Raw genomic sequence first — 16,621 nt, forward strand, 5'->3', positions numbered from 1 at the left:
CTGCCCGCCCCGCCCCGAGATGCTCATCAACGCCGTGCTCGAGCTGCGCGAGCAGGTCAAACGCAATCGCAAGCTGACGAAGGGCGCCCGCGAGGCTGCGGCCCGGGCCGCCGAGAAGGCCGCGCTCGCCGCGCCCGACATCCACGCAATGAAAGGTCTGCTGGCGTGAAAACGACTCGCGTGAAAAAGAAAGGTCTGCCCTCGTGAACGAGAACGACGGCGCAATCGCGCCGGCCGGCGGCCCGGACCCCGACGTCGTGCGCCGGGTCCAGGGCCTGTGGGGCGTCAAGGGGTCCGGCGACACGTCGGGCTTTTCCGAGCTCGTGCGCACCGAGGTCTACGCCAGGCCCGCGAGCCGCCCCTACGGCGGATGGTTCGACTCCGTCGTCGACGTCCTCGTCGAACTTTTGGAGGCCGACGGCGTCGACCCCGACGCGGCGATCGAGAAGGTCGTCGTCGAAAACGGCCAGCTCGTGCTCTTCGTCGCCCGCGAGCACCTCGTGCGCGTGGCCCGCTGTCTGCGCGACGACCAGGACCTCAGGTTCGAGATGTGCTTCGGCGTCACCGGCGTCCACTACCCCCAGGACGCGGGGCGCGAGCTGCACGCCTACTTTCCGCTCTTCTCGATCACCCACAACCGCTTCCTGGCGATCGAGTCGACGTGCCCCGAATCCGACCCGCACCTGCCCTCGATCGTCCCGGTCTACCCGGGCGACGACTGGCCCGAGCGCGAAGCCTGGGACCTCCTCGGGATCGTCTTCGACGGACACCCCGGCCTGACCCGCACGGCGATGCCCGACGACTGGATCGGCCACCCGCAGCGCAAGGACTATCCCCTCGGGGGCATTCCCGTCGAATACAAGGGCGCCGTCGTGCCGCCCCCCGACGTGCGAAGGGACTACAGCTGATGAGCGACCCGAAGATCTACGCCACCCCCGGAGCCACGGAGGCCGAGCTCGACGGCCTGCCGAACTTCACCGCCGTCGGAGGGGACTGGAACGAAATCTCCGACGAGGCGGCGCGCATGGCCGAGGAGCGCATCGTCGTCAACCTCGGCCCCGTCCACCCTTCGACGCACGGCGTCTACCGCCTCCTCCTCGAGCTTGACGGCGAATACGTCCGCGAGATCCGCGGCGCCACGGGCTTCCTGCACACCGGCATCGAGAAGAACATGGAGTACCGCACGTGGACGCAGGGCGTCGCCTACGTCACGCGCATGGACTACGTCGCCTCCTTCTTCCAGGAGGTCGGCTACTGCATGGCCGTCGAGAAGCTGCTCGGAATCGAGGAGCAGGTGCCCCGCAGGGCCAATGTCATCAGGGTGCTTCTCATGGAGCTCCAGCGCATCGCCTCCCACCTAGTCGCCGTCGGCTCGTCGCTCAACGAGCTGGGGGCGACGACGATGATGACCATCGCATTCCGCACGCGCGAGGACATCCTCCGGATCTTCGAGAGGATCTCGGGCCTGAGGATGAACAATGAGTTCGTGCGGCCCGGAGGCGTGCTTGAAGACGTGCCGGAGGGAATCACGGCTTACATCCGCGAGCTTCTCCCCGACGTGCGGAAGGGGACGTCGGAGATGGAGACCATCGTCGCCCAGAACCCGATCTTCAAGGCGCGGTTCAAGGACGTCGGAGTGCTCTCGCTTTCGGCCCTCATGGCGTTGGGCCAGACGGGGCCGGCGGTCAAAGCCGCCGGGCTTCCGTGGGACCTTCGTAAGAGCCAGCCCTACTGCGGGTACGAAGACTACGAGTTTGACGTGCCGGTCTACGACAAGTCCGACGCCTACAACCGCGCCATGGTTCGCTTCGACGAGTGCTACCAGTCGCTGCGGATCGTCTACCAGGCCCTGGACAAGCTCGACGCCACCGAGGGGGAGCCCGTGATGGTCGAGGACAAGAAGATCGCCTGGCCCGCCCGCCTGTCGATTTCCACCGACGGCCAGGGGACGGCGCCCGTGCACGTGCGCGAGATCATGACCGAGTCCATGGAGTCGCTCATCCACCATTTCAAGCTCGTAACCGAGGGGTTCCGCGTTCCGGCGGGCCAGGCGTACTCGATCGTCGAGCACGCCAAAGGCGTCCTCGGATGCCACCTCGTCTCCTCCGGGGGGACGCGCCCCTACCGGGCGCACGTGTCCGACCCCGGATTCAGAAATCTGCAGGGCCTGTCGATGATGGCCGAGGGCGGCATGCTCGCCGACGCCATCGTCTGCCTTGCCGCGATCGACCCGGTGATGGGAGGCGTGGACCGATGAAGGAAGGCTACCCGCCGCAGATCGAGGAGCGCCTGCGCGCCGATTCGCGGGAGATCGTCGCGCGATACCCGGTGGCGCGCTCGGCGCTCATGCCCATGCTCCACCTCGTCCAGTCGGTCGACGGCTTCGTCTCGCCCCGGGGCATCGCGCTGTGCGCGGACGTCCTGGGCCTGACCCGCGCCGAGGTCTCCGCCGTCGCCACTTTCTACAGTCAATACAGGCGCCATCCCAACGGCGAATACAACGTCGGGGTGTGCACGAATGCGCTGTGCGCCGTCATGGGAGGAGACGAAATCTGGGAGACCCTGACCTCCGCCCTCGGCGTGGGGAGCGACGAGACGACGCCGGACGGCAAGATCACGCTCGAAGCCCTCGAATGCAACGCGGGATGCGACTATGCGCCCGTCGTCATGGTCAACTGGGAGTTCTTCGACAACCAGACGCCGACGTCGGCCCTTCAAATCGTCGAAGACATCCGCGCGGGCCGGGACCTCCATCCGACTCGGGGCGCCGACAAGGTGCACACCTTCAAGGAGACGGAGAGGGTCCTCGCCGGATTCGAGGACGGGCACGCGGATGAGGGCCCGGGTGCAGGCTGCGCCTCGCTCAGAGGCCTGGAGATCGCGCGCGAACGCGGCTGGAGCGCGCCGAAGGAGGTCGCCAAGTGAGTGAGTTTTCCGCTCCCGGAGTGCTGTCCCCTGTCATATCGGACGTCTGGGACCGCGAGCGTTCGTGGACGCTCGGCGCCTATCGCGACGCCGGAGGGTACGAAGGGCTGGCCAAGGCGTGGTCCTACGGCCCCGGCGAGCTGACCCAGCTCATCAAGGACTCCGGCCTGGCCGGACGCGGGGGAGCGGGATTCCCGACCGGCCTGAAGTGGAGCTTCCTGCCCCCGCCCGACGGCGGTCCGCGCTACCTCGTGGTCAACGCCGACGAGTCCGAGCCGGGCACGTGCAAGGACGTTCCCGCGCTCATGGGCAACCCGCACGCGCTCATCGAGGGCATGGCCATCTGCCTTCTCGCCGTCGGCGGACACCACGGATTCGTCTATCTGCGCGGGGAAGTGGTGCACGTGTACCGCCGCCTCATGGCCGCCGTGCGGCAGGCGCGCGAGGCGGGGCTCATCGGCAAGGGCCTGGGGCCCGACGGCGACTACGACATCGAGATCACCGTGCACGCCGGCGCGGGCGCCTACATCTGCGGCGAGGAGACGGCCCTGCTCGACTCCCTCGAGGGCAGGCGCGGCCAGCCGCGCCTCAAGCCGCCCTTCCCGGCGGCCGAGGGCCTGTACGCCAGGCCCACCGTCATCAACAACGTCGAGACGATCTCCTCGGTTCCGGGAATCGTCCGCAACGGCGTCGAATGGTTCCACGCCATGGGCACGGAAAGCGCGAAGGGCCACGGCTTCTTCTCGCTTTCGGGCCACGTGAAGAATCCGGGCCAGTACGAGGCGCCGCTCGGGGTCACCGCGCGCACGCTCTTCGACCTGGCCGGCGGCATAAGGCCCGGGCACGAGCTGAAGTTCTGGGCCGTCGGCGGCTCGTCCGCGCCGCTGTTCACGCCCGAGCAGCTGGACGTCCCCCTCGACTACAACTCGGTGCGCGAAGCCGGCTCCATGCTCGCCACCCGCGCCATCATGGTCTTCGACGAAACCGTCTCGGTCGTGCGGGTCATCTCGCGCTGGACGGACTTCTACCAGCACGAATCGTGCGGAAAATGCACGCCGTGCCGCGAGGGGACCTACTGGATGCGGCAGGTCGTCCACCGTCTGGAAGCCGGGCGCGGCCGGCCGGGCGACGTCGACCTCCTCTACGAGATCGCCTCGAACATCGCCGGCCGTTCCTTCTGCGCCTTGGGCGACGCCGCGGCGACCCCCGTCAAATCGGGGATCGAGCTGTTCCGCGAGGAGTTCGAGGCAGGCTACACGACGCCGGCGCGCGAGCTCTTCCCCTACGAAAAGACGACCCTGTTCTCCGAGGTGTCTGCACAATGACGGCCAACGACTCTCTCGTCAATGTCACAATCGACGGCAAGGACGTCGAGGTTCCCGCGGGAACCCTCATCATCCGCGCGGCCGAGAAAATAGGCGTGCGCATTCCGCGCTTTTGCGACCATCCGCTGCTCAAGCCCGCCGGCGCCTGCCGGCAGTGCCTCGTCGAGGTCGCGCGCCCCGGGCGCGACGGCGTCGTCGCGAAAGGGCCCAAGCCCGTGCCTTCCTGCGCGGAGGCCGTCACGCCCGGCATGGAGGTCTACACCCAGCGCACGTCGGAGGTCGCGGCCAAGGCGCAGCGCGGAATCATCGAGTTCCTCCTGATCAACCACCCGCTTGACTGCCCGATCTGCGACAAGGGCGGCGAATGCCCTCTCCAGAACCAGGCGCTCTCTGACGGCCGCGCCGAATCGCGCTTCGTCGATGTCAAGCGGACCTACCCCAAGCCCGTCCAGGTGACCTCGGAGATCCTGCTCGACCGCGACCGCTGCATCCTGTGCCAGCGCTGCACGAGGTTCCAGTCCCAGATCGCAGGCGACCCGTTCATCGCGCTTCAAGGGCGCGGCGGCGGGTCCCCGGGCTTCGAGGTTCACTCCCTCAACGGCTCGCAGATCGGCGGCTTTGACGCGCGGGTCCTCAACTTCTCCGATTCCGACGGCGGGCGCGCCGAGCCCGTCCCCGGAGACTACGTCGGCTCCTACGGCGGCTGCGGGCTGGCGGAGGGCTTCGCCGCGGGCCCGATGGAACCCGCGGAAACAGACGAATCCGGCCGCCCCTTCTCCTCTTACTTCTCCGGCAACGTCATTCAGATTTGCCCGGTGGGCGCGCTCACCAGCTCCGCCTACCGCTTCCGCTCGCGGCCCTTCGACCTCGTGTCCGTCCCCGGCGTGACCGAGCACGACGCCTCGGGCTCGGCCATCCGCATCGACTACCGGCGCGGCGAGGTCCTGCGCCGGCTGGCGTGGGAGGACCCGGAGGTCAACGAGGACTGGATCACCGACAAGGACCGTTTCGCCTTCAGGTGGCAGAGCGGCCCGGACCGCCTGACGCACCCGCTCGTGCGCGACGCGTCGGGCGAGCTCGTGCCGACGTCCTGGGAAGACGCCAAGGCGCACGGCGGCGTCGGCGTCCTGACCGGCGGCAGGCTGACCATGGAGGACGCCTACGCCTACTCGAAGTTCGCGCGAACGGTTCTCGGCACCAACGACATCGATTTCAGAACCCGCCCGGCCTCGCCCGAAGAGGACGCGTTCCTCGGCTTCGTCGTCGCCGGGAGCGGACGCGGCGTCACGTACGGCGACCTGGAGAAGGCCGGGCACGTCCTCGCCGTCGGCTTCGAGGCCGAGGAGGAGTGCGGGTCGGTCTTCCTGCGCCTGCGCAAGGCCGTCTTGGCCAAGACGACGTCGGTGAGCGTCGTCGCCCCGTACGCGACCGCCGGAAGCGCGAAGATGAACGCCAACCTCATTCCCGCGGTCCCGGGAACGGAGGCGGCGATCCTCGACGGGCTCGACGCCGGAGACCCCGTGTACGACGGGCTGGCCGACGGCGGGATCATCCTCGTGGGAGAGCGCGCGGCGGAATCGGAGGGCGCGCTGTCGGCTGCGCGTCGCCTCGCCGAGCGCAGCGGCGCGCGCCTGGCGTGGATCCCCCGGCGCGCCGGCGATCGCGGCGCCGTGGAGATGGGCGCCGTCGGCGGCCTGCTGCCCGGCGGGCGCCCCGTCGCCGATCCGCGGGCCCGCGCCGAAGCGGAAGAGGCGTGGGGAGCGAAGATCCCCTCGATGCCCGGCCGCTCGGCCGAGTCGATCCTCCTGTCCGTGCACTCCGGCGCCCTGGGCGGGCTGCTCCTGGGCGGCGTCGAGGTCGGCGACCTGCCCGGCGACGCCCTCTCGTCGATCGAATCCGCGGGGTTCGTCGTTCAGCTCGAAGTCCGCGCCACCGCCACGACGGCCCTGGCCGACGTCGTCTTGCCCGTAGCCCCGCCGGTCGAAAAGGGCGGCTCCTTCGTCAACTGGGAGGGCCGCATACGCCCCTTCGGCCAGGCCCTGACGTCCGTCGAGCGGCCCGACCGGATCGTCCTCAACGACCTTGCCGCCGAATTCGGGGTCGACCTCGGTTTGGCCACGCTCGCCGACGCCGTTGCGCAGATCCGCGGCTTCAAGCCGTGGAACGGGCCGCGCATGGCCCCGCCGCACGCCTTCCCCGAGGGAGAGCCCGAGCCGCCGGCTCCGGGAACCGCCGTGCTGGCCTCGTGGAATCTGCTCATCGGCGACGGAGCGCTTCTCTCGAATGAGCCGCATCTTGCCGGCACGGCCCGGCGGCCCGCGGCGGTCATGTCGGAGGCCACCGCCCGGGCCGCCGGGGCCGCCCCCGGCGGGAGAGTAACCGTCCAGGGGACGATCGGACGCGTCACGCTTCCCGTCGTCACCCTGCCCATGCCCGACGGCGTCGTCTGGATTCCCCAGAATTCCGTCGGGTGCAAGATCTCGTCGTTGGGCGTCAGGCCCGGCGAGGCCGTCACGGTCGCTGCGGAGGTGAGGAAGTGACGCCGTCGATCCAAGCCGCCGTCCAAACGGCGGACTTTTCCCAGGACACATGGTGGATATGGGCTTTGAAGGCCGCGTTCATCATCGTGTTCCTCATCATGAACGTCATCCTCGCCCTGTGGGTCGAGCGCCGCGGCCTCGCGCGCATGCAGACGCGCCTCGGCCCCAACAGAGTGGGCCCCCTGGGGCTGGGACAGGCCTTCGCCGACGCCGTCAAGCTTCTCATCAAGGAGGATTTCTGGCTCAAGGGCGCGGACAAGATCGTCTACTTCGTCGCCCCCTTTATAGGCGCGGTGTGCGCCTTCACGGTCATGGCCGTGGTCCCGATGGGGCCCAACGTTTCGATATTCGGCCATTCGACGCCGCTCCAGCTGGCCGATTCGCCCGTCGCCGTCCTGTTCGTCCTCGCGATCGCCGCCCTGGGCGAATACGGGCTGGTGCTCGGCGGATGGTCGGCCCATTCCACCCTGCCCTTCTACGGGTCGGTGCGAGGGGCCACCCAAATGATCTCCTACGAGCTGGCGCTGGGGCTTTCCCTCGTCACGGTGTTCCTCACGGCGGGAACGATGTCCATGTCGGGGATCGTGGCTGCGCAGTCGGAGCTGTGGAACATAGTCACGCTCTTCCCGGCCTTCGTCGTCTACCTCATTTCGATGTTCGGGGAGACGAACCGACTTCCCTTTGACCTTCCCGAGGCGGAAGGCGAGATCGTGGCGGGCCACACCACCGAGTACTCGTCGATGAAGTTCGCGTGGTTCTTCCTCTCCGAGTACATCAACATGCTCAACGTTTCGATGGTCGCCACGACTGTCTTCCTCGGCGGCTGGCAGGCGGACCCGATCACGACGTCGGTCTTTTCGCTGTGGGGCGGGAATCCGAACACCGGCTGGCTGCCGATGTTGTGGTTCTTCGGCAAGACGTGGACCCTCATGTTCTTCATGGTCTGGACCCGTGGCGCCCTCATGCGCATGCGCTATGACCATTTCATGAAGCTCGGATGGAAGGTCCTCATCCCGGTTTCGCTGACGTGGCTCGTCTCGGTCGCCGTCATCCAGGCGGTCACGAGCTTCACCGACCTGTCGCGCAACCAGCTGTTCATAGGGATAGGAGCAGCCTTTTTGGGCGTTCTCGCGCTCGTCTTCCTTTTCGGCGGGAAGGGCGACGCCGAAGGCGGCGAGGCGGACGACGCGGGCTTCGTCCGGCCGTCCGAAGAATTCGACGCTTTCGCCGGGGGCTTCCCCGTGCCGCCGCTGCCCGGCCAGACCCTGCCGCCTTCGCCTCGCGCCTCGCGCAGCGCCGCCCCGCCGCGCAGTCCGGAAGCTTCGGGCTCCGCCCTTTCCGCATCGGGCGACGCGGGCGAATCCGCCGAACTGGAATCCGGCGCGGTCGCGTCCCAAACGGGAAGCGCTGCGTCCCAAACAGGGGGCGCCGCGCCTCAATCCGACGCCGCAGAGCGCCAAGCCGGCGCAGCCACCACCGTCAAGGGAGGCCACGAGTGACAGACCACATTCCCTCCACGTCCCCCGATCCCGAGCTTTGGGACCGGCCGAAGAAAGGGCCGGTGGGGGAGCTCTTCGCCCCCGTCGCTGGATACGGGGTCACGATCTCCTCGATGTTCCGCAAGCCCGTCACGGAGCAGTACCCGGAGGAGAAGGTTCCAACGGCCCCGCGCTACCACGGACGCCACCAGCCCGACAGGTATCCCGACGGCCTTGAACGCTGCATCGGCTGTGAGCTGTGCGCCTGGGCGTGCCCGGCCGACGCGATCTTCGTCGAAGCGGCGAACAACACCCCGGACAACCAGGTTTCGCCCGGCGAACGCTACGGCCGGGTCTATCAGATCAACTATCTGCGCTGCATCTTCTGCGGTTTTTGCATCCAGGCCTGCCCCACGAGGGCGCTGACGATGACGAACGAGTACGAGCTGGCCGGCCCCACGCGCGAGGGCCTCGTCTACGAGAAGGAAGACCTTCTCGCGCCGATGCTGGAAGGCATGCTGGCCGCCCCCCACCCGATGGCCGAGGGCGCGTCCGACGCCGACTACTACCGCGGCGAGGTCGTCGGCCCCACCGCGGCCCAGATCGAGTGGGTGGCCGAGCACCGGCCCGACGATCCGACCCTCGCGACGGCGGTCTCCGTCGATGCTCCGGGCCCCTTCGATTCGGCCGCGGTTCCGGCCGGCGCGCCTGCCGACTCGGCGGCGGCCTCGGCAGACGCGTCCGCGGGCGAGCGCACGGAAGGCGGAAGGTGATGGAAGAAGCGGCGACCATCGAAATCTCCCTCGGCGAGACGATCCTTTTCGGCGTCGTCGCCGTGGTCATGGTGACGCTGACCGTCTTCGGCCTGCTCGTCACGCGGCGCGCGGTCTATTCGGCGGTCTGCGTCATCGCCGACATGGTGTGCTTGGCCGTCCTGTACACGGCGCTCGAAGCTCCGTTTATGGGGGTCGTCCAGATCGCGGTGTACACGGGCGCGATCCTCATGATGTTCCTCTTTGTGCTCATGATGATCGGGGTCGACGCGGCCGACTCGACATACGAGACCCTGCGGGGCCAGCGGGTCATGGCAGTCCTGGGGGCGCTTGGATTTGCCGCGATCGCCGGCGGGGCGGTCATGGATGCGCGAACCCCCGGCCCCGTCGGCTTGGCGAAGGCCAACGAGGAGACGAATCCGACGGCGATAGCCAAGTCGATCTTCACGAACCACGCCCTCGCGATGGAGCTGACCGGAGCGCTGCTCATCGTGGCCGCCGTCGGCGCGATGACGCTGACGCATCGCCAGGGCGTGCGCAAACGTCTGAGCCAGGCCGAGCTTGCCGAGGCAAAGATGGCCGCCTACGCGCAGACGGGGCGCCACATCGGCCAAAAGCCGCCCACGGGCGTCTATGCGGAATCGAATTCCGCCGCAGCACCGGCCCTCACGAGCGGGGGAGAGGCCGTGGCCGAGTCGGTCCCGCGCATCCTGCGAATCCGAGGCCAGGCCTACACGCCGTCGGACGTTTCCCCCATCACCGTCGCGCGCGCCGCGCGCGGCGAACTCGACGGGCGGGGCCGCTCCGAGGTCCCTCGCGCCCACATGCCCGGGATGCCGGGCGAGGAGGCGCCGGTCTACGGGGATTCGCGCGAGGAGGCCCCCGCCTACGGCGATCCGCGCGAAGAGTCCCCGGCCGGAGGCAGCCCAAGCCGCCCCCGTCTCCACGGCAAGGAGGAAAACCGTTGAATCTCATGCTGTACGTCGTTTTGGCCGTCGTCCTCTTCTCCATCGGCGGGGCCGCCGTCCTCACCCGGAAGAACGCGATCATCGCGCTCTTGGGCGTCGAGATCATGCTCAACTCCTGCAACCTCGCGCTCGTGGCGTTCTCCCGGATGTGGGGGAACGTCGAGGGCCAGGTCTTCGCCTTCTTCGTCATGGTGGTCGCCGCCGCCGAGGTTGTCGTCGGCCTGGCGATCGTCATCTCCATTTTCACAACCCACCGGTCCGCGTCGCTCGACGGCGCGAACCAGCTCAAGCACTGACCGGAAGAGGTGTGAATTGACTATGGAAATCACTTCGGCTTCGGGAGCTGCGGCCCTCGTGTGGCTGTGCGTCGCCGTCCCCCTCCTCTCCTCGGGCGTTCTGCTCGTCGCCGGAAAGAGGGTCGAAAGCTGGGGCCATTGGCTGGCTGTCGGCGCTTCGGGCCTCTCGCTGCTCGTGGGCTCGGCGGCGCTCGTCCAGCTCATCGGCGCTTCCCCCGAAGAGCGGGCGATGCGGGTGCGGCTTTACCGGTGGTTTGCGACGGGCGACTTCGCCGTCGATCTCTCCCTGCGGGTCGATCCGCTGTCCGTCACCTTCCTCATGCTGGTGACCTTCGTCGGAACCCTCATCCACGTCTACTCCGTCGGGTACATGGAACACGACCCGGCCAAGACCCGTTTCTTCGCCTATCTCAACCTGTTCGTCGCCTCGATGCTGCTGCTCGTCCTCGGCGACTCCTACGCGGTGATGTTCGTCGGCTGGGAGGGCGTGGGGCTCGCCTCCTACCTCCTCATCTCCTTCTGGAACCAGGTTCCCGCTTACGCGGCCGCGGGCAAGAAGGCCTTTGTCATGAACCGCGTGGGCGACGTCGGCCTGCTCGCCGCGATGATGCTCATGGTTTCGTCTTTCGGCACGGTGACTTTCGACGGCGTCGCAGCCGGCGCCGCCAAGGCGGGATCGGGCACTCTGCTTGCGATCGGCGTTCTGCTGCTCGTCGGAGCTTGCGGAAAGTCCGCCCAGTTCCCGCTTCAGGCCTGGCTCGGCGACGCGATGGCCGGCCCGACTCCTGTCTCCGCCCTCATCCACGCGGCCACGATGGTCACCGCCGGGGTCTACCTCATGGTGCGTTCCGGCTTCGTCTACGCCGCAAGCGCCTCGGCGCAGCTGGCCGTCGCCGTCATAGGCACGGTCACGCTGGTGTTCGGGGCGATCGTCGGCGCGGCCAAGGACGACATGAAGAAGGTCCTCGCCGCCTCCACGATGTCCCAGATCGGCTACATGATGCTCGCCGCGGCCCTCGGCCCCGCGGGCGCGGCCTTCGCCGTCTTCCATCTCGTCACCCACGGCTTCTTCAAGGCGAACATGTTCCTCGGCGCGGGGTCCGTCATGCACGCGATGGACAACGAGGTGGACATGCGCCGATTCGGCGGCCTGCACAAGCGCCTGCCGGTCACGTGGGCCACGTTCCTGGCCGGATACCTCGCCATCATCGGCTTCCCCTTCCTTTCGGGATACTTCTCGAAGGACAAGATCATCGAGGCCGCCTTCGTCGGCGAAGGATGGCGTCCGTGGGTCTTCGGCGGCCTGACGATGGCCGTAGCGGGACTGACGGCTTTCTACATGTCGCGGCTGTTCTTCATGGTATTCCACGGCCAGGAGAGGTTCGCCAGCGAAGGTGCCGAGGCCAAGCATCCGCATGAGGCCCCCGCCACGATGTGCGTCCCGCAGATCGTGTTGGCCGTCGGCTCGATCGGCCTCGGCTTCGTCCTCAACGCAGCGGGCTTCGTCGAGTGGCTCGAGCCGGTCCTCGGCCGTGCCGCCCACGGGGAGCCCGTTCTTCCCGTTCCGGCCATCACCCTCGGCACGCTCGCCCTCGTCGCCGCCGGCGCCGTCGCGGCGTGGAAGATGTACGCTGCCAGCCCGGTCCCGACGCGAGCCCCGGAGGGCAACGCCCTCGTGCGCGCGGCGCGTGCGGACCTGTACCAGGACGCGTTCAATGAGAATGTCTTCATGAAACCCGGCATGGCTTTGACGTCGGCCGTCGCCGCAACGGACGCGCGCGCCGTCGACGGCGCAGTCGAGGGCGTGGCGAAGGGGACGTCGGCCGCCGGCCGCTTGAGCACGCGCCTGCAGAACGGCTACGCCCGCACGTACGCCTCGTACATGACTTTCGGCGTCGTAATCGTGCTCGTCGCGGCCCTGGCGGCGCGGCTGTAGGAAGAGGAGAGCATCATGCACAACGTCATCGAGGCAGCCTTTCCCTGGCTGACCGTCCTCATCGTCGTGGCGCTCGCCGGCGCGCTTCTCCTGTGGCTCGTCAAGCCGTTGAGAGGGCACGCCATCGCCTTCGGGGTCGGCCTTTCGGGCCTGATTCTCGCCCTCTTCGTCGGCGCCGCAGCCGGATTCGACTTCGACGCCGCCGGCCGCGTCCAGCTGGCCGAGGACTATTCGTGGATCCCGCAGATCGGGGCAAGCGTTGCTTGGGGAGTCAACGGCATGGGCCTGGTGATGGTGGGCCTGGCCGTCTTCCTCGTTCCGCTCGTTCTGCTCGCTGCGGCCGGCGACTTCCGAGGCGAGTCCCCGGACAGGGCCGCCGGGTACGTCGGCTGGGTGCTTGCGCTCGAAGCCGTGATGATCGGCATTTTCGCCGCGCGCGACGTCTTCCTTTTCTACGTCTTCTTTGAGCTTATGATCCTGCCGATGTACTTCCTCATCGGTCGGTACGGCGGGGAAGGCGCATCGCGCGCCGCGGTCAAATTCGTCCTCTACTCGCTTTTCGGCGGGCTCGTCATGCTCGTGGGCGTCGTCGCGCTCGCGGCTCGCGCAGAGGGCCCCAAGGGCCTGCTCTTCGAATCGGCAGCGCAGGCCGCCGGCGGCAACGGCATGCTCGTCTTCCTCACGTTCTTCGCGGCCTTTGCGATCAAAGCGCCGATGTTCCCCGTCCACACATGGCTTCCCGACGCGGCCGAGAAGGCTCCGGCGGGAACGTCCACCCTGCTCGTCGGCGTCCTCGACAAGGTCGGGACCTACGGCATGATCGCTCTGTGCCTTCCCATTGCGCCCGACGCCGCGAAGTCCGCCGCCGTCCCCGTCATGGTCTTCGCCGTCATATCGATCTTCTGGGGCGCCTTCATGGCAATCGCTTCGAACGACCTCATGCGCCTCATCGCCTACACCTCGGTCAGCCACTTCGGATTCATCGTGCTCGGCGTCTTTTCCGGCAGTTCGACGGCGATGACCGGCGCGATCGTCTACATGGTCGCCCACGGCGTCGCAACGGGCGCCCTGTTCTTGACGGTCGGGTTCTTGCGCCGCCGCGGGGGCGACGCCCTCATCACGACCTACGGCGGGTGGCAGCGCGTGACGCCTGTGATCGCCGGGGTCTTCCTTGTGTCGGGCCTGGCGACGATCGCCTTGCCCGGGCTTTCCGGCTTCGTGCCGGAGTATCTTGTGCTCATGGGGACGTTCAAGGTCCACGGGGCGTTCGCCCTCGTCGCCGTGCTCGGCGTCATTCTCGCGGCCGTCTACGTCCTTCTTCCGTATCAACGGATCTTCACGGGCCCCAAGCCCGACGTCGCCGCGCCGGACCTTGACGCGCGCGAGAAAACGGTCGCGGGAATCCTTGTGGCGGCGATGCTCGCCCTCGGGTTCTTCCCCTCGCCTCTCGTCGACGCCGTGAAGCCGACGGCCGTGCAGTCCTCAACAGTCGCCATTGAAGGGAGCGCGAAGTGACAACTCCTACGATCGAATGGGCGGCGCTCACTCCCATCCTCATCGTCTTGGGCACGGCCGTTTTCGGCGTGCTCGTCGAGGCTTTTTTCCCTCGGCGCGCGAGGAGGCCGGTCCAGGCGACGCTGTCGCTGGCCGCGCTGGCCGGCGCGCTCGCCGCGGTCGTGTGGCGGTGGACGGCCGTTCTTGACGACGGGCCGAAGTCCGCCGTCAAACTCGCGGGCGAGAGGCCCGCCGGCGTCGGGACTCTGCAGGAGGATCTTCCCGCCCTGGCTTTCCAGGCGTTCATCCTGGTGTGCTCCCTGCTCGCGTTCCTCGTCTTCGCCGACCGCACGAAGACCGGCGAGGGATCGTTCGCCGCCTCCGCCGCGACGGAGCCCGGGTCGCTCGACGAACGCGAGGCCACGGAGGCGGGGTACGAGCAGACGGAGATTTTCCCCCTCGGCCTGTTCGCCGTCGGCGGCATGCTCGCCTTCACGTCCGCGGGCGACCTTCTCACGCTCTTCATCGCCCTCGAGGTGCTTTCGCTCCCGCTCTACGTTCTGTGTGCGACGGCCCGCCGACGTCGCGCCCTGTCCCAGGAGGCCGCGCTCAAGTACTTCATCCTCGGCGCGTTCTCCTCTGCGTTCTTCCTCATGGGCGCGGCTCTGCTCTACGGCTTCTCCGGCTCGCTCGACTATTGGTCCATCGCATCGGCTCTGCTTCAAAGCACCGGAATGGACGCGCTGCTCGTCGCCGGCTCGGCGCTCGTCTTGGCAGGCCTCCTTTTCAAGGTCGGAGCCGCCCCCTTCCATTCGTGGACGCCGGACGCCTATCAAGGCGCCCCCACGCCCGTCACGGGCTTCATGGCCGCCGGAACGAAGATCGCTGCCTTTGGCGCGATGATCAGATTCGCCTACTCGATCGGACGCGGGGCCGAGACCGAGCTCCGGCCCGTCTTTTGGGCGATCGTCATTCTGACGATGCTCGTGGGCACGGTCGGCGGAATCGTCCAGTCCGACGTCAAACGCATGCTCGCCTACTCCTCGATCGCCCACGCAGGGTTCGTGCTCATCGGCGTCGGGGCGTACTCCCGGGACGGCATCCGCTCGGTCGCCTTCTACTTGCTCGCCTACGGCTTGGCGTCGGTCGGAGCCTTCGCCGTCGTGACCCTGGTTCGTCAGAAGAGCGCCAACGGCAGCATTCTGGGCGAGGCGACGTCGTTGCGCGCCTGGCGGGGCTTGGGCAAGACGAACCCGTTCCTCGCCGGGGCGATGACGCTGTTCCTGCTTTCGTTTGCGGGCATTCCGCTCACCGGCGGCTTCATGGGCAAGTTTTTCGTGTTCAAGGCGGGGTATTCCTCGGGCGAAACGGTGCTCGTTTTCCTCGCGGTCCTCGCCTCGGCCGCCACGGCTTTCTTTTACTTCCGCCTCATACTCCTCATGTTCTTCAGAGACCCGGCGCCGGGGACGGCGACGGTCGCTTCCGAAGGGCTTTCGGCGGCGGCAATTCTGGCCGCGGCGGCGGGAATCGCCCTGACCGGCCTCGCGCCGAACGCGGTGTGGAGCTTTCTCGACAACGCCATGGCGTTTATACTCTGACGGTGGCCCTAGAAACTAGTACGTTGGCCGAACGTCTCGGCAAGCGTATGGAAGCCGTCGAGCGTCGCCTCGGCGAGGAAGTGCGTCTGGACGATCTGCAGGTCGATCCGGCGACGACGCATCTCGTCGGCGCCGGGGGCAAGCGTCTTCGGCCGGCCCTCGTCCTCTTGGCGGCCGAGCTCGGGCCGCGGCCCGGGGCCGAGGCCGTCCTCGATTCGGCTGTCGCCGTCGAACTGACCCATTTGGCGTCCCTGTATCACGACGACGTCATGGACGACGCCCCCATGCGCCGCGGCGTTCCTTCCGTTCAGTCGCTGTTTGGAAACTCTGTGGCGATCCTGGCCGGAGACGTCCTCTTCGCCAGGGCGTCGCTAGTCACGTCGAAGCTCGGCCCGCAGGCCGTCAAGCTGCACGCCATGACGTTTGAGCGGCTGTGCCAGGGGCAGCTTCACGAGACGATCGGCCCCCGGGCGAGCGTTTCGCCGCGTGACCACTACATCCGCGTCTTGGCGGACAAGACTGGCTCGCTCATCGCCACCTCTGCGCGCTACGGCGTGCTTTTTTCCGGCGGATCGTGGGAGCTCGCGGACGCCCTCGCGCAGTACGGCGAATGCATCGGCGTGGCGTTTCAGCTCGCCGACGATGTCATTGACATCGAGTCCGACGCCGCCGTCACGGGGAAGACCCCCGGGACTGACCTTCGGGAGGGCGTCGACACGATGCCGACGCTGCTGCTGCGCGAGCTCGGAGAGAAGGGCGCGCTCGACGCCGAGGGGGCGGAGATCCTCGATCTGCTTGACAACGCCGACCTTTCCGGCGACGAGGCGCTCGCCGACGTCGTCGCGCGCCTGAGGCGCCACTCCGTCCTCGAGGAGACCCGTGAAATGGCCCAGGATTGGGTTTCTCGCGCGATTGAGAGCATCCGCTTCCTGCCCGAGGGCGAGGTCCGCGAGGAGCTTGTCAGGTTTGCGCGTCTGACGGTGGACCGTTCGGCTTAGAGACCGCTCGGCTTGGCCAATCTGGCGATGCATGGCGAGTCTGCTGACGCATGGCGAGGCCGCTGGCTTGCTGACGCGTGGCGAGTCTTTCCGGCCGTCCGTGCCATTAAAGCCTCTTGGCGAGTCTTTCCGGTCTTCCGTGCCAGGTGAAAACCTCCTGGCGAGTCTCCTCTGCATTCCGGTGCGAGAAGGCGAAAATCTCTTGGCGAGGCTGCTGGCACGTGGCCGGCCTTCTCGTGCTCTGTGGGGTCGCGCTGTGGGGTGTGTGGTGGGGGTCACGTGGGTGGGGG

The 16,621-nt window shown here is 67.9% G+C and carries 13 protein-coding genes; all 13 read left to right on the forward strand.

Going from position 1 to position 16,621, the window contains the following annotated elements; all coding sequences use genetic code 11:
* The first annotated feature begins 203 nt into the window (after nt 1-203).
* Genes ACO48X_RS07535 through ACO48X_RS07595 form a run of 13 tightly spaced genes read left to right on the forward strand, consistent with a single transcriptional unit; the run spans nt 204 to nt 16,331 of the window.
* On the forward strand, nt 204-908 hold the full coding sequence (locus tag ACO48X_RS07535) for an NADH-quinone oxidoreductase subunit C (protein WP_485001473.1): 705 nt from the start codon (nt 204-206) through the stop codon (nt 906-908).
* Nucleotides 908-2,257 (forward strand): NADH-quinone oxidoreductase subunit D, encoded by a 1,350-nt coding sequence (locus tag ACO48X_RS07540; protein WP_485001474.1) that lies wholly within the window; start codon nt 908-910, stop codon nt 2,255-2,257. The genes ACO48X_RS07535 and ACO48X_RS07540 overlap by 1 nt, the downstream gene beginning before the upstream one ends.
* Nucleotides 2,254-2,925, forward strand: coding sequence for an NADH-quinone oxidoreductase subunit NuoE (gene nuoE / locus ACO48X_RS07545; protein WP_485001475.1), 672 nt, complete (start codon nt 2,254-2,256; stop codon nt 2,923-2,925). The genes ACO48X_RS07540 and nuoE overlap by 4 nt, the downstream gene beginning before the upstream one ends.
* The gene (gene nuoF / locus ACO48X_RS07550) at nt 2,922-4,250 is read left to right on the forward strand and encodes an NADH-quinone oxidoreductase subunit NuoF (RefSeq protein ID WP_485001476.1); all 1,329 of its coding nucleotides are present in this window, start codon (nt 2,922-2,924) and stop codon (nt 4,248-4,250) included. Before nuoE ends, nuoF begins: the two co-directional genes overlap by 4 nt.
* The gene (locus ACO48X_RS07555; RefSeq protein ID WP_485001477.1) at nt 4,247-6,790 is read left to right on the forward strand and encodes an NADH-quinone oxidoreductase subunit G; all 2,544 of its coding nucleotides are present in this window, start codon (nt 4,247-4,249) and stop codon (nt 6,788-6,790) included. Before nuoF ends, ACO48X_RS07555 begins: the two co-directional genes overlap by 4 nt.
* Nucleotides 6,787-8,289, forward strand: a complete 1,503-nt coding sequence (gene nuoH / locus ACO48X_RS07560; RefSeq protein WP_485001478.1) for an NADH-quinone oxidoreductase subunit NuoH — start codon at nt 6,787-6,789, stop codon at nt 8,287-8,289. Before ACO48X_RS07555 ends, nuoH begins: the two co-directional genes overlap by 4 nt.
* Nucleotides 8,286-9,041 (forward strand): NADH-quinone oxidoreductase subunit NuoI, encoded by a 756-nt coding sequence (gene nuoI, locus ACO48X_RS07565; protein ID WP_485001479.1) that lies wholly within the window; start codon nt 8,286-8,288, stop codon nt 9,039-9,041. Before nuoH ends, nuoI begins: the two co-directional genes overlap by 4 nt.
* A complete protein-coding gene (locus ACO48X_RS07570; protein WP_485001480.1) occupies nt 9,041-10,009 on the forward strand; it encodes an NADH-quinone oxidoreductase subunit J in 969 nt (322 codons plus the stop codon). Before nuoI ends, ACO48X_RS07570 begins: the two co-directional genes overlap by 1 nt.
* Before the next feature lie 5 nt (nt 10,010-10,014).
* A complete protein-coding gene (gene nuoK, locus ACO48X_RS07575) occupies nt 10,015-10,305 on the forward strand; it encodes an NADH-quinone oxidoreductase subunit NuoK (protein WP_009198600.1) in 291 nt (96 codons plus the stop codon).
* Between the two features lie 22 nt (nt 10,306-10,327).
* A complete protein-coding gene (gene nuoL / locus ACO48X_RS07580; protein WP_485001481.1) occupies nt 10,328-12,241 on the forward strand; it encodes an NADH-quinone oxidoreductase subunit L in 1,914 nt (637 codons plus the stop codon).
* Nucleotides 12,242-12,256: 15 nt separating this feature from the next.
* The gene (locus tag ACO48X_RS07585) at nt 12,257-13,756 is read left to right on the forward strand and encodes a complex I subunit 4 family protein (protein WP_485001482.1); all 1,500 of its coding nucleotides are present in this window, start codon (nt 12,257-12,259) and stop codon (nt 13,754-13,756) included.
* Nucleotides 13,753-15,333, forward strand: a complete 1,581-nt coding sequence (gene nuoN, locus ACO48X_RS07590) for an NADH-quinone oxidoreductase subunit NuoN (RefSeq protein ID WP_485001483.1) — start codon at nt 13,753-13,755, stop codon at nt 15,331-15,333. The genes ACO48X_RS07585 and nuoN overlap by 4 nt, the downstream gene beginning before the upstream one ends.
* A gap of 47 nt (nt 15,334-15,380) precedes the next feature.
* Nucleotides 15,381-16,331 carry a polyprenyl synthetase family protein gene (locus ACO48X_RS07595; RefSeq protein WP_485001484.1) on the forward strand — a complete coding sequence of 317 codons (951 nt, stop codon included), beginning with the start codon at nt 15,381-15,383 and terminating at the stop codon, nt 16,329-16,331.
* Nucleotides 16,332-16,621 lie beyond the last annotated feature (290 nt).

The organism is Peptidiphaga sp. (assembly GCF_057238965.1).

What these genes read in the sequence shown, in the direction of transcription:
- ACO48X_RS07540 (WP_485001474.1), top strand. Translation starts at nt 908, where the DNA reads ATGAGCGACCCGAAGATCTACGCCACCCCCGGAGCCACGGAGGCCGAG.
- nuoE (WP_485001475.1), top strand. Translation starts at nt 2,254, where the DNA reads ATGAAGGAAGGCTACCCGCCGCAGATCGAGGAGCGCCTGCGCGCCGAT.
- ACO48X_RS07555 (WP_485001477.1), top strand. Translation starts at nt 4,247, where the DNA reads ATGACGGCCAACGACTCTCTCGTCAATGTCACAATCGACGGCAAGGAC.
- ACO48X_RS07570 (WP_485001480.1), top strand. Translation starts at nt 9,041, where the DNA reads ATGGAAGAAGCGGCGACCATCGAAATCTCCCTCGGCGAGACGATCCTT.
- nuoK (WP_009198600.1), top strand. Translation starts at nt 10,015, where the DNA reads ATGCTGTACGTCGTTTTGGCCGTCGTCCTCTTCTCCATCGGCGGGGCC.
- nuoL (WP_485001481.1), top strand. Translation starts at nt 10,328, where the DNA reads ATGGAAATCACTTCGGCTTCGGGAGCTGCGGCCCTCGTGTGGCTGTGC.
- ACO48X_RS07585 (WP_485001482.1), top strand. Translation starts at nt 12,257, where the DNA reads ATGCACAACGTCATCGAGGCAGCCTTTCCCTGGCTGACCGTCCTCATC.
- ACO48X_RS07595 (WP_485001484.1), top strand. Translation starts at nt 15,381, where the DNA reads ATGGAAGCCGTCGAGCGTCGCCTCGGCGAGGAAGTGCGTCTGGACGAT.